Below are 19,296 nucleotides of genomic sequence, written 5' to 3'. Positions count from 1 at the left end.
ACTATAATAATAAGGTAGTAGAATAAACAACTAAAAATCTATACGAATATGAATACAAAAGTGCGTTTGGCAGTAATGAACTTCTTGGAGTTCGCTGTATGGGGTGCATACCTCACTTGTATGGGTAATTATCTGGGAAAGGCTGGCCTAGGTGAAAATATTGCATGGTTTTATGCCATACAGGGTATCGTTTCCATCTTTATGCCCACACTAATGGGTATTGTGGCAGATAAATGGATACAACCCTAGCGATTGCTTGGTCTTTGTCATCTGTTGGCTGGTGTCTTCATGCTTGGCTGTTGGTGGATGGGTGTGCAGGCTGGTTTTGGCAACGAATTGCCCAATAAGTCACTCTTTATCGCTATGTATACCTTGAGTGTGGCATTTTTTATGCCTACCATCGCTTTGGCAAACACTGCAGCTTTCTCCATATTGAAGAAGAATGGTATGGACACCGTGAAAGACTTTCCTCCAATCCGTGTATTGGGAACAGTCGGTTTTATTGCTACAATGTGGTTTGTTAATTGCGCAGTGTGGGAAGATGGTTCGTTTTCGTTCACCCTGGCGGAAAATTCGCATAAGTTCCAGTACACCTATATGCAATTTTTTGTATCAGGTTTGTTGAGTGTCTTGCTCTGTGCTTACTGTTTTACCCTGCCTGAGTGTCCATTGAAGAAACAGGAAGATGGAAAGAACAAATCTATTGTGGAGTCTTTGGGATTGAATGCCTTTAAACTCTTCAAAACCAAGAAGATGGCTTTCTTCTTTATTTTCTCAGCTTTGCTTGGTATGTGTTTGCAAGTGACAAATGGTTATGCAGGACCTTTTATCACGAGTTTTAAGGGTAATCCGGATTTCGCAGATACTTTTGCTGCCAATAATGCAACGTTGTTGACTAGTATCTCTCAGATTAGTGAGGCATTATGTATCTTGATGATACCTTTCTTCCTGAAGCGTTTTGGTATCAAGATAGTTATGCTGATGTCTATGTTTGCCTGGGTATTCCGCTTCGGTTTCTTCGGCGTTGGTGACCCTGCTATGCCTGGTGTTATCTTCTTTGTCCTTTCTTGTATCGTCTACGGTGTTGCTTTCGACTTCTTCAACGTGTCGGGGGGTATCTTCGTTGATCAGGAATGTGCACCCGATATAAAGGCATCAGCCCAGGGCTTGTTTATGATGATGACAAATGGTATTGGTGCTACTATCGGTACGCTGATTGCTGGCGAGGTGGTGAATTACTTCTGTCAGTGGGAAGGTGACTATCTAATGGGTGAGTGGCAGAGTTGTTGGTTTATTTTTGCTGCTTTTGCATTGGTAGTAGGCGTATCATTTGCCTTGGTTTTCAATCCTGATAAGAATAAGAAATAAGTATGAAGCGTACGCTTTTGAGATTTGAGAATGTGCAGCAGGTGGTTGGTGGCGATGGGATGGCTGTCATCATACTGACCGACGGGGAACGAAAACGTGCCTTGTCTGTGGTGTGCGACGAACCCATGAGTCAGCAACTACAGATGCGCATGGCAAATCCAAAGGCTTGCCGGACCATGTTGCCAGAGACGCTGGTGAGTCTGTTACCGGAATCCTACGAGATGCTGATTTGTGGACTTTTCGAGGGCCAGTATCAGGTTATGCTGATGAATAATATTGGTGATAGTGTCCGTTTACGCATGAGTGATGCCGTGTTGCTGAGTCTCATATCTGATATTCCACTTTATATTGAGGATAACTTGATGGAACGGCAGTGTTTTCCTTTCGATGAGAGGGCACAGAAGATTGCGATTCCTATTAATACGATGGACCTTTCCAGACTGCAGTCGGCTTTGGCTGATGCTGTTGAGAATGAGAATTATGAACTAGCTTCACAATTGCGTGACGAAATAAACAAGAGACATCATGAAAGAGACTAGATATTTCTTTGTGCCTGATGCTGCTAAGCAGATAGAATTGCCTGATGATGAAGCCGTTCATGCAGTCAGAGTGTTGCGTATGCAGGCTGGTGACGAGATGATGCTGTTGGATGGTCAAGGCTCTTTCTATCGAGCTGTTTTGACCCTTACTACGCAGAAACGTTGTCAGTATGAGATTGTTGAGACACTGCCTCAGAAACGTCAATGGAAGGGTTGTATTCATCTGGCTATCGCTCCGACCAAACTGATGGATAGGATAGAATGGATGGCGGAGAAAGCTACAGAGGTTGGTCTGGATAAACTGTCATTTTTGGATTGTGCTTTTTCAGAACGTAAGACGCTGAAACTTCCACGTGTTGAGAAAATCGTGGTGTCGGCAGTTAAGCAAAGTCGTAAGGCATATATGCCGGAACTGACGGAAATGACACCATTCAAGAACTTTATTCAACAACACACTTCAGGACATCGTTATATCGCACATTGCTATGACGAGGTGCCTCGTGTGAACCTGTTTGATGAATTGAAAGCTGTCAATGAGGATGAAGATACTTTGGTGATGATAGGTCCTGAGGGCGACTTCTCTATTGACGAAGTGCGTTTTGCTGTTGACGCTGGCTTTATTTCTGTTGATTTAGGAAAGAGTCGCTTGCGTACAGAGACGGCCGGTCTATCGGCAGTAATGATGATGCAACTTGCAAAACAATGCTGAGCAATTGGTAAAATAATGTTGATATGAAAAAACTACTGATATTTGCGCTTCTTTTTTGTTCTCAACTATCGTTGCAGGCACAGACTGATAGTCTGAATATCCGTGAGGTCTTCAAACTGATGCCTGACAGTCTTTTGCCATATCTGACACAGAACAATAGGCTTGATATGATTGATTTCATGGATGCTAAGATGAAAGCTGCTGTAGATAATCAGTTGGGTGGCGAGAGCGAGATGACGTATCTCTCAGACGACTCCCTTTGTATTAAGATGAATGAGTCGATGACCTTGGAATTGAAGATGAGCCGTGATGAGAAAGAGCCTATTGTCCTTATGAAGCGCACCTATCAAATTACAGAACGCCAAAAGGAGATCCTGATTGGCAGGTATTCATCCTCTTGGCGTCCTATATCTGATGTCTCTGTAAAATCTACGCTTTTAAAACGTGATGAAGAGATGCTTGAGAAATCTTACTTTTGATTACCTTGCTGGCCGCGTCTTTGCTGTTGTTGCATCTGTGGCCAGTTGAACTGAGGCTTGTTGCGATTAAATCGTCTGAACACGTGGCGATAGAATTTATCCTCAGCCTTCAGCACGGCATATACTTTCGATGCAGGCAATAAATCCAAGAAACGTTCGTGGTAAGTTTTCTGTATTCGCTTCATCTCCAAATCGATATCATCACGCTCCTTGATAGCCTTCATGCATGAAGACTCGTCATTTGGCGTCATTGTAACTAGTTTGCGCTGACGATCATACAGTCCGCGTTGTTTGTTCTGCATCTCCCTGTATACGGGGAAGAATTTCGCAGCCTCTTGTGGCGACAATTTTGCCTCGTTGATGATAAATAGATGCAGTTCTGCGTCAAATTTCTCCGGCGAGAATTTCTGCTCCTCCTGAGGTTCGTGTGCACTGATTGTCAAGGCTGCAATGAATAGGAAAAATAACATTAATCCCTTTTTCATAACTTTTCCTCCTTCTTACATATCAGCCAGCAGGCTGGCATAGATTTCATTGTTGTCGAACATGGCATAGTCAGTGGCTTCGTCAATGTACGAGTCATTGTATTCTGTTGCATGTTGAGAGAAATTTCCTTTCATCGTCTCGTTAGTCTGCTTGTCCAGGTTTTGGTAAATGACCACACCAAAGACGGCTATGCAGACGCATGCAGCAGCATAGAGTAGCGGCCTCAGTCGCTTGATTAATGCGGGTTTCTGTTCCTTTTGTGCTGGTATCTTATTCATGATATCGCCCGCCAACTGCTCAAAGTATCCTTCGGGCACCGTAAACGGGTTTTTGTTACCCATTTTGTTTCTAATGTAATCCTCTTCGTAGTTCATAGTTTCGTATCCTTTTTCTTTTTGACGTATAAAAATTATTATGGTTTAATCGAATTGTTTAAAAAACTCTGTTATTTTTTTGACGGCAATATGGTAGGAGGCTTTCAGTGCCCCTTCAGAGGTTCCAAGTGTCTTGCTGATATCGCTGTATTTCATATCATCGTAGTAGCGAAGCAGGAATACCGTACGCTGGACCTCTGGGAGTGACGCGATAGCCTGTTGCAGCTGTGCTTCTTTCTCGTCACCATCAAAATATTCGTCAGCCATCAGTTGGTTGGCGATACCCGTCTCTATATCATCGGCGCTGAGCGTTGGCCTGTTTTTCTGCTTACGTAAGAAGTCGAGCGCCTCGTTGATTGCTATTCGTGACAGCCAGGTAATCAGTTTGGAATCGCCGTGAAAACTGTCAAGCGAACTCCATGCTTTAATAAATGCGTTTTGTAGTACGTCATTACTGTCTTCATGTGTGATGACTAAACGACGTACCTGCCAGTATAGCTGTTCGCTATATTGACGCACCATTACTTCAAATCCCTTGCGGCGTGTGGCTGGGTCTTGAAGGAGCAACTTCAGTTGGTTATCATCTGTTGTTGACATTGTATCTGGTGTTCGGGCTTTAGTGTTTAAGACGCCTTACGGCATAAAAGGTTTAATTCGACGTGCTATTTGTTTGTCGTATTCATAGCGATCAGGCCATGTTTCCCATTTTCCCGTTTCCGGGTTGGGGTATAGGGTGTAGTAGTCGATGACTACTGGGATATGGGGTTTTACGCTGACATAGGACATCTTGATACCCTTCAGCGGATCCTCTTCGTCTGTATGTTCTCGTTGATAGCGTTTACCTTTATCACCTTCTGGACGCATATCGATGTTCATGCGTATCTTGTCAAGTGTCCACTCTTGAGCATCTGACATCAAAAATTTTATCATGTCGAATGGACGTTGTATACGTACGCATCCATGTGAGATGGTGCGCCTGTCGTAATTAAAGGCATTCTTATTGTTTGTATCATGCAGATAGACATCAAATTGGTTGTTGAAGCGGAAAATGATACGTCCAAGTGAGTTGCGTGGTCCGCTATGCTGGGCCACACGATAGGCTCCGCTACGCAATTGGGTACGAGTGATGTCTTTGGGCGATATGGTATCACCAGTATTTCTATGAACGATAAAATAGTCGTTTCGTGCGAAATAAGCAGAATCGCCGGCATGCTGACTTACCTCGTCGCGTAAAATGCTCCCTGGGATATTCCATTCAGGGTTTAGTTGTATCAGTCTTATCTTACTGGATAGTAAGGGCGTCTTTGTTTTCCATGCCCCGCAACAGATGCGCATTGAGAATACACTGTCAGGACGAATGGCCCATAACTGCTGTGACGGGATATTAATAAAAACATGCTTCTGCGTACTGTCTGTTTTTTGTGTGTGACGCCAGCGCAGACGTTCCATGTTACATAGAATGCGTTGACGTCCGTCTGGTGTGGAATCCGTTGTCAGACGCTCCTTTAGTTGATTATATACGGGGTGATGACTCTCTAGTCCTGCCAGGAAAAGCGAGGGATTCTCATCTGCAGCATGTGCAAGTGCCAGTTTTGTAAAATCTTCACTGGGTTGTTCTATGTCTACATCATAAACTATGCGGTATCCACCTTCCTTGCGCTTGTCCAGTCGGTTAAACACCTTATGAGGATTCATAAAACCATAGCGTTGTCCTAAAGCGTAACGTATGTATGCCTTACTGAGATTTAGTTCCAGTTCAGCCATCGTCTTCGTGACGCTAGTATTGGTAGAGTCAAAGTCCAACGTGCGGAAATGCTCCAAGTCCTTTAGAATCTCTGTTGTAAAAAAAGCTTTTGGAGTAAAACCAATCTTTTGAACCTCATTTTCAAGAAAGTGAACTGTCGTCTCAGCTTTCTCTATAAAATCCTCATTTTCGTCGTTCAACCATACCCACTCATTTCCTTCCTGATAATATCTACTTACCAATCTGTCGGCCTCCAATGAGTCTTTGTGATTAGAAATAAATAGCCCAAGACGCTGTTGGGCATCTTGAGCGCTATCTGCAAGTAATTGCAGTCTTAGTCTTGCGGCCATATCTTCCTGCGACATAAAGATGTCGTTCTTGCAGGCCGTCATATTAAATAGAAGTGCGCAAGTGAAAAGACTTAACGCAATGTAATCTTTCGTACGGTTTTTCCTACTTTCAGAATGTAGCATCCTTTAGGCAGATTAAGTTCTACGCGTTGTGCAGGTCCTTCAATCTTGTATGATGCTACGGCTTTTCCTGTGAGGGATACAACTTCGAGCACCATTCCGTTTCCACCTTGCACGGTGACGGCATTCTTATCTAATTTTATAGTAGGTGTGGTTTCTTCTACTTGCTCTGCCACTCCCATCTCAGCAATCATTGTCATTGCCTGCGCAGGTATTGCGAAAGCAAGTGATATTGCTGTTGCGATTATGAGTAGTCTTTTTTGCATAAGCGTAATATTTATTTGGGGGCAAAGATAAAAAATATTTTCGAACTTTCCAAATATTTTAGCGAAAAATTCGTTGTTATACATCAAAGACCTTCATTTCGTCGGTTAGATAGGTGTTTGGGAATATCTCTTGTGCTTCTTTCAAAAGCACCGTTTCGTCGTTATATCGTGCGCTGTAATGCCCTAATAACAGTTTCCCAGCCTGTGCGTCGCGTGCAACCATTGCAGCTTGTTGAGCCGTTGAGTGATAGTATTTTTCTGCGCCGTCTTTTTTGTCCTGTGCATAGGTGCTTTCGTGATACAGCGTGTTGACTCCCTTTACCATTTTATGTAGTTCAGGCATGTAACGTGTATCCGAGCAATAGGCATACGAACGTGGCGCATCTGCTGGCGTCACTAGTTTCTCGTGGGGAATCAGTGTGCCGTCTGATAGGGTATAGCCTTGTCCTGACTTGATATTATTGATTTGTGACACGGGGATGTTGTACAGATCAATCATCTCGCGTCGGATATGCGGGAGTGAAGGCTTTTCACGGAAAAGATAGCCGGCGCAAGGCATCCTGTGGTTCAGGGGAATTGTCTCTACCGTCAGTGAACGGTCTTCGTAAATCATCTGCTGCTTTTTGGTATCTACACCATGAAATTCCACTTTGTAGCCAATGTCATAGTTGAAAAACATATCCAGTTGGGCTTGCAGCATCGGTCTGAGTTCCTCCGGTGCATGGATGTGCAGTGTGGCAATTCGTCCTAGAAGTCCAAAAGTACTGATGATGCCGATAAGTCCGAAACAATGGTCACCGTGCAGGTGTGTAATAAAGATATGTCCCAGCTTCTCAAACGACAACCCCGAACGTCTTAGTTGTACCTGAGCGCCCTCACCACAGTCCACCATGAATAGTTTACCCCTGCATTCTACGACCTGCATGGATGACATGTGTCGTAATGTAGGCAAGGCACTTCCACATCCTAATATATGTATGCGAAATGGTTCCATTGGCGGTTACATGTCAAATTCATCGTCGTAGCCCTCGTCGAGCACAACGCCGTTAAGATCCTCTTCTGTATATTCCTCACCTGCAGGATGCGAGTACTCGTACGTCTCTTGGTCTTCGTCAGTCGCTCTGAGTGTCAGTTCGTTATCCGTCAGTTTGATGATGTCGTAAACCAGTATTTCCTCGGCATCGATACCATCTTCCCTAGTTATCGTGAATTGTAACTGTCCATTGAATATCCTCCACGATTTATAGACGATGGTACTCTGATCGATACTTTCAGCTACACCACCTCGCAGAATGCGTACGCCTGTCTCGTTGCTGCCGTCCATTGGGTTTGGCATCACCCAATCGCCGTTGAGCATGGATTTATTGATAACGAGGATTGCCTGTGTCGTGTCAGAGTTGACAATAATTGCCATTTCATCACCAATGGCATAGCCACCCAGTACCTTACCTTTCTCGTTGGCTCTTGCTGTGCTGACGGTAATGGTGTCACCACCGTCAGTAATAATCTGTAAGGTGTTCATGGCAGAGCCCTCTGCACAGAATCCATAAATAGCGGTGTCGCGTAAGAGATAGTCCACTTTTTCTTCTTCAGAAGCATTGCTGCTAGATGTCCCTTTCGGTCCGCAACTGATGCATAACACAATAGCAATAATTGCTGTTATGAATAAATTTTTTTTCATTGTTAGTCAGTTTTATTTTTCTTCTTTCTTTGCTTCATTCCATAGTTTATCCATTTCTTCTAACGACATCTCTGTCAGGGGTTTACCAGCCTTTATACTATGCTCCTCTATGTAGTTGAATCGATGGATAAATTTCCTGTTTGTACGTTCCAGCGCATCGTCAGGATTTAGCTTGTAGAGACGGGCTGCGTTGATGACAGAAAATAAGAAGTCACCCAGTTCGTTGGTCGATTTTTCCTTATCCTCTTTTGTCAACTCTTCCTCTAATTCTCTGAGTTCCTCGTGCACCTTGTTCCAAACATCCTCCTTCTGTTGCCAGTCGAAGCCCACGTTGCGTGCCTTGTCTTGAATACGATAAGCCTTGATGAGCGAGGGTAGGGCAGCTGGTACCCCGCTCAATACACTCTTGTTGCCGTCTTTCTCTTTCAGTTTAATCTGTTCCCAGTTCTGCAACACCTGTTCTGATGTCTTCGCATTGGCAAACTCGCGTTCCGAGTCATCCTCACCAAAGGGCAGAGGCTTAGGGTCTGGAGCACCCACCTGTGACGGATGATAGATATGTGGATGGCGGAAGATGAGCTTGTCTGTTTCTGTGTTCAGTACATCGGCAATATCGTAAAGCCCTTTCTCGCGTGCTATCATCGCATAGAAACACGTGTGCATCAGTACATCACCCAGTTCCTTCATCATGTCGTGCGAGTCACCGCGCATGATAGCGTCGCATAGTTCAAAGGTCTCTTCAATCGTGTTTGGTCGAAGACTTTCGTTTGTCTGTTTTTTGTCCCACGGGCATTTCTCCCTGAGTTGGTCCAGTACGTCAAGTAGACGTCCGAAGGCCTTCATTTGTTCTTCTCGTGTATGCATACCGTTTTTGTCACGTTTTTATTTTGTGATGCAAAGGTACGAAAACTATTCCGAATGACAAAAGATATTTTTAATTTTAAACGGATAAAAATCAGTCATTAAGTTTTCTTTGTTTCAATTTTTCTTTGTACCTTTGCAGGCAAATTTGAGAAAGCATTATTAAATAGGTATGGAAATTGCAAGTAAGTACGACCCAAAAGAGGTCGAAGGAAAATGGTATCAGTATTGGCTTGATAACAAACTGTTCAGTTCTAAACCCGATGGCCGCGAACCCTATACAGTTGTTATCCCGCCCCCCAATGTGACGGGTGTGCTGCATATGGGCCACATGCTGAATAACACAATTCAGGATATCTTAGTTCGTCGTGCCCGTATGGAGGGTAAAAACGCTTGTTGGGTACCTGGTACCGACCACGCTTCTATTGCTACCGAGGCTAAGGTTGTGAAGAAGTTGGCTAGTCAGGGCATCAAGAAGCGCGACCTGACCCGTGAGCAGTTCTTGGAGCATGCATGGGACTGGACCAATGAACATGGAGGCATAATCCTGAAGCAGTTGCGTCGTCTGGGTGCCAGCTGCGACTGGGATCGCACCGCCTTCACTATGGACGAGAAGCGTAGTGAGAGTGTTATCAAGGTTTTCGTTGATCTTTACAATAAGGGTCTGATTTATCGTGGTCTGCGAATGGTCAACTGGGACCCCAAGGCACTGACAGCCCTGTCAACTGAGGAGGTTATCTATAAGGAAGAGCAGAGTCATCTGTTCCACCTGAAGTATTACGTTGACGGCTTGGCATCTCTTGACAACGAAGAGGCCTTGAAGGCTGAGGGCAATGTTATCCATAAGGACGCCAAGGGCTACTATGCCGTTGTTGCCACCACCCGTCCTGAGACTATCATGGGTGATACCGCTATGTGTATCAATCCCAAGGATCCCAAGAACCAGTGGCTGAAAGGCCGTAAGGTCATCGTGCCTTTGGTGAACCGTGTTATCCCTGTAATTGAGGACCGTTATGTGGACATCGAGTTTGGTACAGGTTGCTTGAAGGTGACACCTGCCCACGATACAAACGACTATATGCTGGGTAAAACTCACAACCTCGAGACCATCGATATCTTCAATGCTGATGGCACTATTTCAGATCAGAGCACCCTCTATGTAGGTTTGGACCGCTTTGACTGTCGTAAGCAGATTGCCAAGGACCTGCAGGAAGCTGGCCTGATGGAGAAGATTGAGGATTATGTTAATAAGGTGGGCTATTCTGAGCGTAACCCCGATACAGCTATCGAACCCCGTCTCTCACTGCAGTGGTTCCTGAAGATGCAGCATTTTGCTGACATCGCTCTGCCTCCAGTGATGAACGATGAGTTGAAATTCTATCCCGCTAAGTATAAGAATACCTATAAGAACTGGCTGGAGAATATTCAGGACTGGTGTATCTCTCGTCAGTTGTGGTGGGGACATCGTATTCCTGCTTACTACTACAACGATAACGACGACTATGTAGTAGCTGAGACTCGTGAAGAGGCTCTTAAACTGGCTCAGCAGAAGGATGCCAGCGTGACTGATGCAGATCTGCGCCAGGACGAGGATGCCCTCGATACATGGTTCTCTTCATGGCTGTGGCCTATCTCTTTGTTCGATGGTATCAACAATCCCGGCAACGAGGAGATAAAGTACTATTATCCCACAAGCGACTTGGTGACAGGTCCAGATATCATCTTCTTCTGGGTGGCTCGTATGATTATGGCCGGCGAGGAGTATATGGGCACCTTCCCCTTCAAGAACGTATACTTTACTGGTATTGTTCGCGACAAGCTGGGACGTAAGATGTCTAAGTCACTGGGTAACTCACCTGACCCCATTGATCTCATCGAAAAGTTCGGTGCCGATGGTGTGCGTATGGGTATGATGCTCTCTGCGCCTGCAGGTAATGATATCCTCTTCGACGAGGCACTATGCGAGCAGGGGCGTAACTTTAATAATAAGATTTGGAATGCCTTCCGTCTGGTTAAGGGTTGGCAGGTAGCCGATGGTGCAGTCTCTGCAACAAACAAAACAGCTGTAGCCTGGATGGAAGCACGTATCAAGCAGGCCAACGAAGAACTGAAGGACCACTTCTCCAAGTATCGTATCAACGATGCTCTGATGACGGTCTATAAACTCTTCTGGGACGAGTTCTCACAGTGGTATCTTGAGATGGTGAAGCCCGCCTATAAGGATGGCGTGCAGCAGCCTATCGATCGTGAGACCTATGATGCTACTCTGCGTTTCTTTGAGCTCCTGCTCAAGATGCTGCATCCTTTCATGCCTTTCATTACAGAGGAACTTTGGCAGGCTCTCTACGAGCGTAAAGAGGGTGAGAGCATCATGCGCGACAGTCTCGTGCTCGAAGCTCCTACAGCTGAAGAACTGAAGCTCATTGAGAATATCGAACAGGTGAAGCTGGTCGTTTCTGGCGTACGCACCGTTCGCAGTCAGAAGAATATTGCTCCAAAGGAGCAGCTTACACTCCAGACCGTTGGTCAGAACCAGTTCGAGGCCTATAACGACGTCATCAAGAAGATGGGTAACCTCTCTTCTATTGACGTGGTAGAGGCAAAAGACTCCTCTGCTTCTGCTTTCATGGTAGGTACTGACGAGTTTGCTGTACCTCTGGGTGACCTCATCGACGTGGCTGCCGAGATTCTGAAGATGGAAGCACAGCTCAAACACCTTGAGGGATTCAAGGCTGGCGTTGAGAAGAAACTCTCTAACGAGCGCTTCGTTCAGAATGCGCCTGAGGCCGTGGTGGCTCTGGAGCGCAAGAAGTTGGCAGACTCAGAAGAGAAGATTGCCGCTCTGAAGGAATCAATTAATGCACTTAAGAAATAATATTTATCAGGATAATTTATGGAATGGTTTGTTAATCTATTTGCTAATACAAATTCGGTGGCGCACATCGCGTTGATATACGCCATCGTGATTGCCGTGGGCGTGTACCTCGGTAAAATAAAACTTTTTGGAATCTCATTGGGTGTCACCTTTGTGCTCTTCGCGGGTATCGTGGTGGGTCACATCTACAAGATCTACTGTCCGGAGTCAGAATATGCTGCTCCGGGCGACACGCTGACCTTCATTCAGGACTTCGGATTGATTCTCTTCGTCTTTATGATTGGTCTGCAGGTGGGTCCTGGCTTCTTCGAGAGCTTTGGTAAGGCAGGTCTTAAACTCAACGCACTGGCTGCTTCGGCTATCGTGCTCAACATCGTAGTGATGTTTGCCTGCTACTTTATCTTCTTCTACCAGAAGCATGATGTCAACGACCTGCCTATGATGGTTGGTACCCTTTATGGTGCTGTGACCAACACCCCTGGTCTTGGTGCTGCCAACGAGGCCCTGAACTCAGTGTTTGGACAGTTGAACCTGCCCGTACCTCAGATTGCATCGGCCTATGCTTGTGCCTATCCTTTGGGTGTGCTTGGTATCATTGGTGCCACTATCCTGGTGCGTTATCTCTGTCGTGTGAAGCTCGAACAAGAAGAGGCTGTCCTTGAGGAGCAGGCTGGTGCCAATGCTAATCAGAAGCCTCACCACATGCACCTTGAGGTGTCTAACAAGTATCTTGAGGGCAAGACAGTGCTTCAGGTGCACAACTTCCTAAACCGTGATTTTGTGGTATCTCGTATCCTGCACGATGGTCATGTGTCTATCCCTAATCGTGATACCGTGTTCCATGTGGGCGACCAGATGTATATCGTTTGTGCCGAGGCCGATTACGAGGCTATCGTTGCTTTCATCGGACCTGTTATCGAGGTTGACTGGGAACAGCAGGATCAGCCCCTGGTTTCTAAGCGTGTACTGGTGACCAACCCCAAGATTAACGGAAAATCATTCGGTCAGATGCACTTCTCAAGTGTATATGGTGTCAATGTTACTCGTGTGACCCGTCACGGCATGGATATCTTCGCATCACCCAACCTTCCCTTGCAGGTAGGTGACCGTATTATGGTGGTAGGTCCTCAGGATGATGTTGACCGTGTGGCTAATATGATGGGCAACAGTATCAAGCGTCTGGATGCACCTAATATCGCTACTATTTTCGTAGGTATTATCATTGGTATCATCTTCGGCTCACTGCCCTTCATCCCTGGCATGCCTCTGATGAAGCTGGGTATCGCTGGTGGTCCACTGATTATCGCCATCCTGATAGGTCGTTATGGCTATAAGATGAAGCTGGTGACCTATACCACCACTTCTGCTAATATGATGTTGCGCGAGATAGGACTGGTGCTCTTCCTTGCCTCTGTGGGTATTAAGGCAGGTGCCAACTTCTTTGATACGGTGATGACAGGCGATGGTGTGCTCTATGTGCTTACCGGTTTCCTTATCACTATTATACCTATATTAATAGTAGGTCCTATTGCCCGTCGTATGAAGTTCAACTACTTCACCATCGCAGGTATGCTGGCCGGTACCTATACTGATCCCCCCGCATTGGCTTATGCCAACAGCATCTGCTCTAAGGAGGCACCCGCAGTAGGCTATTCTACGGTTTATCCGTTTGCCATGTTCCTGCGCATCCTGACGGCTCAGCTCATTGTGCTGTTCTGCTGTGGGCAACTCTTTTAATGCTACGACCTATATAATAATACACGTTTAACAATTACCAATATGACAAGCTTAAGACTTATGCTAAGTTCGCTGACATTGCTTGGCTCGGTGGCGATGTTTGGACAAGGTGCCCGCAACATCGTCATCAGCGAGGTGATGACCAGCAACACGCAGAGCATTGAGGATGAGTTTGGTCATCGTGAGGCTTGGGTTGAGTTGGCCAATACATCTTACTCCACCTACAATGTGCGAGGTATGTATCTGACCACCAATCCCAAGGTCCTCGATGAATCGCTCTCTGCCCCTCAGCGCATCTCGATGATGAGTGTCATTCCTAATGGTGACGATCGCACCAATCTGGCTGCCCGTCATTATATGATGCTCTTCTGCAACTCTAACCCTGCACAGGGAAAACTTCACCTCTCTCTTCCTGTAGACAGTACAGGTCCCGTATTCCTTGCTCTTTACAATGCCAATGGCGTAGAGCTCATTGACTCTGTCACTATTCCCGTATTGGGAGCCGACGAGAGTTATGCACGCATTGACGGCCATTGGACGGTATGTGGAGTAGGGGATGCCACTCCTGGTCACGACAACAAAGTTCAGGCTAATGCTGCCAAGGGAAAGATTGAGGAGTTCAAGGATAAGGATCCCCACGGCTTCGCTATGGCAATCATGGCTATGGGTATTGTGTTTCTCTGTCTGTCGCTCTTGTGGATTTTCTTCACCGTCTTCGGCATGATTATGCGTCATATGGACACAGCTAAGAAGGTGGTTAACCAGCAGCCTATCAAACCTATCACCAAGACTGTTGCGAAGACGGCCGAGATTGGTCATAAGACCAGCAATCTTCTTCAGGAAGGTTTCGACAAGAAAGGCATCGATATGGAAGTCTATATGGCTGTTATCGGTATGGCACTCCGCCAATATGAGGATGATGTTCACGACGTGGAGAGTGGCATTATCACCATTAAGCCTAAGGACACCGGTTGGGATGATGAGTACACACAGATGACTCAGTTGCACGACCCGTTCCTCCCTTCCACCCCCAAAGCTCCAATTATTCCTACAACCCCAGAATTACACTAAACCCATGAACAAGTATCAGTATAAAGTAAAAGGCGTGGACTACGAAGTAGAAATCGCCGAAGTAGAAGGCAATATCGCCAAGGTTAACGTCAATGGTATCCCCTTCGAGGTGGAATTGCAGAAGCCTATCAATGCTGCTAAGCATCCCACGATGGGGGCTCCCAAGGTTCAGGCTCCTCAGTCTGCTGCTCCTGCTGCCAAACCCGCAGTTGCCCAGCCAGCCGAGGCTCCAGCAGCTCCTGCTGCAGCACCTGCCGCTGGCACTCCTGTCAAGGCACCCCTGCCTGGTACTATCACCGAAATCCGTGTGCAGGTTGGTCAGCAGGTCAATGCCGGTGATATTGTCCTGGTGCTGGAGGCCATGAAGATGCAGAATAATATCGAGGCCGAGACTACTGGTAAGGTAACCTCTATTCAGGTGAAACAAGGCGACAGTGTGATGGAAGGCTCTGTGCTGCTGACCATTGGTTAATTGATAATTGTGAATTGATAATTGATAATTTTTGAATTATGTTCCAGTTTATCATTGACAATTTCAACGAGTTCCTCACCTATACCGGCTTTGCCAATGCCTCGGTGGGCAACTTGCTTATGATCATAGTAGGTGCCGTCTTTATCTATCTGGCTATCAAAAAGGATTTCGAGCCCCTGCTGCTGGTGCCTATTGGCTTAGGTATCATCTTGGGTAATATCCCTTTCCGTGCCGATGCCGGTCTGGAGATTGGCCTCTATGAGGATAACTCCGTACTGAACATCTTCTATCAAGGCGTGCGTCAGGGTTGGTATCCGCCTCTTATCTTCCTGGGTATAGGTGCTATGACCGACTTCTCGGCTCTGCTGGCCAACCCTAAGCTGATGCTGATCGGTGCTGCTGCGCAGTTTGGTATCTTTGGTGCTTATATGCTGGCTTTGGCGTTTGGCTTCGAACCTAACCAGGCTGCAGGTATCGCTATCATCGGTGGTGCCGATGGTCCTACCGCCATCTTCCTCTCTTCAAAGCTGTCGCCCAACCTGATGGGAGCCATTGCCGTGTGTGCCTATAGCTATATGGCGTTGGTGCCACTGATTCAGCCCCCATTGATGCGACTGCTCACCACCAAGAATGAACGCGTTATCAAGATGAAACCCTCGCGTCAGGTCAGTCAGACCGAGCGCATCCTGTTCCCCATTATCGGACTCCTTATCACCACCTTCATCGTGCCTTCAGCCTTACCCCTGTTGGGTATGCTGTTCTTTGGCAATCTGCTGAAGGAAAGTGGTAAGACCACCCGTTTGGCTAAGACGGCAGGCAATGCCTTGAATGATATCGTGGTGGTACTGCTGGGTCTCACCGTAGGTTGCTCTACGCAGGCCAGCGAGTTCCTTACACTCAACACCGTGTTTATTTTCGCCATCGGTGCCTTCGCCTTTGCTATTGCCACCGCCAGCGGCGTGTGCTTCGTGAAGTTCATGAATCTCTTCCTGCCCAAGGATAAGAAGTTGAACCCCCTGATTGGTAATGCTGGTGTCAGTGCCGTTCCTATGGCAGCTCGTATCAGTAATAATATGGGTTTGGAGTACGACCGTCACAATTTCCTCCTGATGCATGCTATGGGTCCCAATGTGGCTGGTGTCATCGGTTCCGCCGTTGCTGCCGGTGCTCTTCTGGGTTTCCTGTCGTAATGAAGTCAGGTACATAAAATATCATGAGCCGCAATCTCGGATTATCAGGGATTGCGGCTCATCGTTTGTATGCTAATAGGGGGCTATTTTTTGAACACAAAAAAAAGAGGATATATCAGAAGATATATCCTCACGTTTCCTTTAGTTCGCTAAATTACTCAGCAACAACAGCTGTATCAACGGCAGCGCTGTCAACAACAGTAGTGTCAACAACAGTAGTGTCAACCTCAGCGATTGAATCTGTAGCAACCTCCTCAGCGGGTTTGTTACCATTACCACCACAAGCTACGAACATAGCTGCAACTGCGAACATAAATGCAATCTTTTTCATTTCTTTTTTGCTTTTTAAATCTGTAAAACAATCATTTGTTTATTAAAACGATGCAAAGGTAGGTATTTTTTTGATACGATGATACATTTTTTTCAATTTTTTTTTGATGATTTTTGTAACTTTTTTGTAAATGCTTGTAAATCAGTTGGATATGAAATGTTAAAAATAGTATACAAACGACACTTAAATGAAATTAAGACAAAAAAGCGTGTTTTTCGCCAATTAATGTGTACCTTTGCAAAACAGAAGATAAATGATATGATAGATACATCTGCCTTTCAAGGCAAAACAGCAGTATATTATACCTTAGGGTGTAAGTTGAACTTTTCTGAGACATCAACTTTCGGTAGGATGCTTCAGGAGATGGGCGTCCGCACAGCCCATAAGGGCGAGCCAGCCGACATCTGTCTGATAAATACCTGTTCGGTGACCGATGTGGCCGATCATAAATGTCGTCAGGCTATTCATAGAATGGTACGCGAGAATCCTGGCGCTTTTGTAGTAGTGACAGGTTGCTATGCCCAGTTGGAAGCCGAGACTGTGAGTAAGATAGAGGGCGTGAGCCTGGTGTTGGGATCTAATGAGAAGGCTAATCTCGTGCAGTTCCTGTCAGAAGCTTTTGTAAACCGTAATAATATCGCGACTTACAAGACTGAGAAGACCAAAGATATCAAGACCTTTGCGCCATCGTGTTCAAGGGGAAATCGTACCAGGTATTTTCTGAAGGTGCAGGATGGCTGCGACTATTTCTGTACCTATTGTACTATACCGTACGCGCGAGGGTTCAGTCGCAACCCAACGATAGCTTCATTGGTAGCACAAGCAGAACAGGCAGCAGCAGAGGGAGGAAAGGAAATCGTGCTCACGGGTGTGAATATTGGCGACTTCGGTAAGACCACGGGTGAGAAATTCATCGACCTGGTGAAAGCCCTTGACCGTGTAGAGGGCATCAGTCGTTATCGAATCAGCAGTCTGGAGCCCGACCTGCTCAGCGACGAACTCATTGACTACTGTGCCAGGGAGAGTCATGCCTTTATGCCCCATTTCCATATTCCCCTACAGAGTGGCAGTGATGAAGTGTTGCGCCTGATGCATCGCCATTACGACCGACAGCTCTTTGCTGATAAGATCATGCGTATCAAGGAACAGATGCCCGATGCTTTTATCGGCGTGGATGTGATGGTGGGATGCAGAGGTGAGACACCCGAGTGCTTCGAGGATGCCTATGAGTTTGTCAAGTCCCTGCCCGTCACCCAGCTGCATGTGTTCCCATACTCAGAGCGTCCAGGCACATCAGCTCTGAAGATCAACTATGTGGTGCCTGAGAAGGAGAAGAAACTGCGTAGTAAGCGATTGCTGGAACTGTCTGACGAGAAGACCATCAGTTTCTATGAACAGTATATTGGCCAGGAAGCTGAGGTACTCTTTGAGAAGGCTACGCGCGGACGTGCCATGCATGGGTTTACCAAGAATTATATTCGTGTAGAACTGTCGCCTGCAGATGCAAAACCAGAATTTGACAATGAACTGATTCGGGTGCGCATGGGTGATTTCAACCACGATAAGACCGCCTTAAAAGCCACGATTATCAATGGATAAGTTAGCTATCGTCATATTAAACTGGAATGGCGCAAAGATGCTTCGCCAGTATCTGCCCAGCGTATTGGAATATTCAAGGGACGAGGCCGTGGTCTATGTAGCTGATAACGCCTCTACAGATGAGAGTATCACCTTGTTGAAGGAACTGTTCCCTGAAGTGAAGTTGATCCTGCTGGAAAAGAACTGGGGCTTTGCTGAGGGCTATAACAAAGCCCTGGAACAGGTTGATGCCGAGTATTATCTGCTGCTGAATAGCGATATAGAGGTAACCAAAGGATGGCTGACGCCCCTGCTTGCATTTATGGACGCACATGCTGAGGTTGCAGCTTGTCAACCCAAACTATTGAGCATTTATCAGCGCGACAGTTTTGAGTATGCAGGTGCATGCGGTGGCTATCTGGACCGTTATGGATATCCGTTCTGCCGCGGAAGAGTCTTTGATGTCGTCGAGAAAGACCAAGGACAATATGATGAGCCTGCAAAGATACATTGGGCTACAGGTGCAGCTCTCCTCGTGCGTGCGCGTATATATAAAGAGGTGGGCGGACTGGATGGCCGCTTCTTTGCCCATCAGGAAGAGATTGAGATGTGCTGGCGTATGCGTATCCGCGGATACCAGCTCTACTGCCTGCCTGAGAGTAAAGTCTATCATGTAGGAGGTGGTACGCTGCCAAAGTCGAACCCCATGAAGACCTACTTGAATTTCCGCAATAACCTGACGATGCTGTACAAGTGCCTGCCAGAGAAAGACCTGAAGCCCGTGATGCGCTGGCGCTGGTTCCTGGATTACCTGGCTGCTTTCCAGACGCTGTTGCTGAAGCGTAACGTGGGCGACTTCAAAGCCATTTTCCGAGCCCGTCGCGACTTTAAGCGCTGGCGCAGGGATTTTAAAAACGACCGTCAGCAGATTCAGCAAAGTAGGGTAGCTGCCCATGATGCAGAGTTCGCGCCATTCCTGTTGCTTTGGCGATACTACGCAAAAGGCTGTAAGACGTTCAGTCAGTTAGGACAATAAAAACAAGCGGCACTCATTTTCCAATGGGT

19 protein-coding genes and 1 pseudogene are annotated in these 19,296 nt (G+C 46.4%); 11 read left to right on the top strand and 9 right to left on the bottom strand.

Annotated features, from left to right (window positions below):
• Window positions 1–48 precede the first annotated feature (48 nt).
• From L6466_RS08625 to L6466_RS08610, 4 genes and pseudogenes are all read left to right on the top strand, one after another.
• A pseudogene (locus L6466_RS08625) lies at window positions 49–1,368 on the top strand (MFS transporter).
• Window positions 1,369–1,370: 2 nt separating this feature from the next.
• A complete protein-coding gene (locus tag L6466_RS08620; protein WP_091815822.1) occupies window positions 1,371–1,907 on the top strand; it encodes a bifunctional nuclease family protein in 537 nt (178 codons plus the stop codon).
• Complete coding sequence (locus tag L6466_RS08615; RefSeq protein WP_237796131.1) at window positions 1,894–2,616, top strand: 16S rRNA (uracil(1498)-N(3))-methyltransferase; 723 nt, start codon at window positions 1,894–1,896, stop codon at window positions 2,614–2,616. The genes L6466_RS08620 and L6466_RS08615 overlap by 14 nt, the downstream gene beginning before the upstream one ends.
• A 23-nt stretch (window positions 2,617–2,639) precedes the next feature.
• On the top strand, window positions 2,640–3,095 hold the full coding sequence (locus tag L6466_RS08610; RefSeq protein ID WP_091815828.1) for a DUF3256 family protein: 456 nt from the start codon (window positions 2,640–2,642) through the stop codon (window positions 3,093–3,095).
• On the opposite strand, the gene L6466_RS08605 is transcribed toward L6466_RS08610, so the two are convergent.
• Genes L6466_RS08605 through mazG form a run of 8 tightly spaced genes read right to left on the bottom strand, consistent with a single transcriptional unit; the run spans window position 3,086 to window position 8,980 of the window.
• Window positions 3,086–3,580, bottom strand: coding sequence for a hypothetical protein (locus L6466_RS08605; RefSeq protein WP_176757019.1), 495 nt, complete (start codon window positions 3,578–3,580; stop codon window positions 3,086–3,088). The genes L6466_RS08610 and L6466_RS08605 overlap by 10 nt on opposite strands.
• A gap of 15 nt (window positions 3,581–3,595) precedes the next feature.
• A complete protein-coding gene (locus tag L6466_RS08600) occupies window positions 3,596–3,955 on the bottom strand; it encodes a hypothetical protein (RefSeq protein WP_091815831.1) in 360 nt (119 codons plus the stop codon).
• Between the two features lie 45 nt (window positions 3,956–4,000).
• The gene (locus tag L6466_RS08595; RefSeq protein ID WP_091815834.1) at window positions 4,001–4,552 is read right to left on the bottom strand and encodes an RNA polymerase sigma factor; all 552 of its coding nucleotides are present in this window, start codon (window positions 4,550–4,552) and stop codon (window positions 4,001–4,003) included.
• Window positions 4,553–4,588: 36 nt separating this feature from the next.
• Window positions 4,589–6,091, bottom strand: coding sequence for a L,D-transpeptidase family protein (locus tag L6466_RS08590; RefSeq protein WP_237803182.1), 1,503 nt, complete (start codon window positions 6,089–6,091; stop codon window positions 4,589–4,591).
• A gap of 29 nt (window positions 6,092–6,120) precedes the next feature.
• Window positions 6,121–6,519: a hypothetical protein gene (locus tag L6466_RS08585; RefSeq protein WP_143010105.1), complete on the bottom strand. Its 399-nt coding sequence runs from the start codon at window positions 6,517–6,519 to the stop codon at window positions 6,121–6,123.
• Window positions 6,512–7,429, bottom strand: coding sequence for a ribonuclease Z (locus L6466_RS08580; protein WP_237803183.1), 918 nt, complete (start codon window positions 7,427–7,429; stop codon window positions 6,512–6,514). The genes L6466_RS08585 and L6466_RS08580 overlap by 8 nt, the downstream gene beginning before the upstream one ends.
• 6 nt (window positions 7,430–7,435) lie before the next feature.
• Complete coding sequence (locus L6466_RS08575) at window positions 7,436–8,116, bottom strand: lipocalin family protein (protein ID WP_237803184.1); 681 nt, start codon at window positions 8,114–8,116, stop codon at window positions 7,436–7,438.
• Window positions 8,117–8,128: 12 nt separating this feature from the next.
• Window positions 8,129–8,980, bottom strand: a complete 852-nt coding sequence (mazG, locus tag L6466_RS08570; RefSeq protein WP_237803186.1) for a nucleoside triphosphate pyrophosphohydrolase — start codon at window positions 8,978–8,980, stop codon at window positions 8,129–8,131.
• A gap of 169 nt (window positions 8,981–9,149) precedes the next feature.
• On the opposite strand from mazG, the gene L6466_RS08565 reads away from it, so the two are divergent.
• Genes L6466_RS08565 through L6466_RS08545 form a run of 5 tightly spaced genes read left to right on the top strand, consistent with a single transcriptional unit; the run spans window position 9,150 to window position 16,322 of the window.
• A complete protein-coding gene (locus L6466_RS08565; protein WP_237803188.1) occupies window positions 9,150–11,852 on the top strand; it encodes a valine--tRNA ligase in 2,703 nt (900 codons plus the stop codon).
• Between the two features lie 18 nt (window positions 11,853–11,870).
• A complete protein-coding gene (locus tag L6466_RS08560; RefSeq protein ID WP_237803189.1) occupies window positions 11,871–13,589 on the top strand; it encodes a putative transporter in 1,719 nt (572 codons plus the stop codon).
• A gap of 42 nt (window positions 13,590–13,631) precedes the next feature.
• Entirely contained in the window at window positions 13,632–14,660 is a 1,029-nt protein-coding gene (locus tag L6466_RS08555; RefSeq protein ID WP_237796177.1) for an OadG family transporter subunit, read from the top strand.
• Between the two features lie 4 nt (window positions 14,661–14,664).
• A complete protein-coding gene (locus tag L6466_RS08550) occupies window positions 14,665–15,132 on the top strand; it encodes a biotin/lipoyl-containing protein (protein WP_237803190.1) in 468 nt (155 codons plus the stop codon).
• Between the two features lie 38 nt (window positions 15,133–15,170).
• Window positions 15,171–16,322 carry a sodium ion-translocating decarboxylase subunit beta gene (locus tag L6466_RS08545; protein ID WP_237803191.1) on the top strand — a complete coding sequence of 384 codons (1,152 nt, stop codon included), beginning with the start codon at window positions 15,171–15,173 and terminating at the stop codon, window positions 16,320–16,322.
• Window positions 16,323–16,476: 154 nt separating this feature from the next.
• On the opposite strand, the gene L6466_RS08540 is transcribed toward L6466_RS08545, so the two are convergent.
• A complete protein-coding gene (locus tag L6466_RS08540; protein ID WP_176757021.1) occupies window positions 16,477–16,653 on the bottom strand; it encodes a hypothetical protein in 177 nt (58 codons plus the stop codon).
• 258 nt (window positions 16,654–16,911) lie between these two features.
• Here L6466_RS08540 and mtaB point away from each other — a divergent pair, with 258 nt between their 5' ends.
• Both mtaB and L6466_RS08530 read left to right on the top strand, forming a co-directional pair.
• A complete protein-coding gene (gene mtaB / locus L6466_RS08535; RefSeq protein WP_237803192.1) occupies window positions 16,912–18,252 on the top strand; it encodes a tRNA (N(6)-L-threonylcarbamoyladenosine(37)-C(2))-methylthiotransferase MtaB in 1,341 nt (446 codons plus the stop codon).
• On the top strand, window positions 18,245–19,267 hold the full coding sequence (locus tag L6466_RS08530; RefSeq protein ID WP_091854454.1) for a glycosyltransferase family 2 protein: 1,023 nt from the start codon (window positions 18,245–18,247) through the stop codon (window positions 19,265–19,267). Before mtaB ends, L6466_RS08530 begins: the two co-directional genes overlap by 8 nt.
• The last annotated feature ends 29 nt before the right edge of the window (window positions 19,268–19,296 follow it).

It is taken from the genome of Prevotella communis (assembly GCF_022024175.1).
Taxonomy (GTDB): domain Bacteria; phylum Bacteroidota; class Bacteroidia; order Bacteroidales; family Bacteroidaceae; genus Prevotella; species Prevotella communis.
Note: the sequence above shows the minus strand (reverse complement) of the source record. Positions and strands in the feature narration are given on the sequence as shown.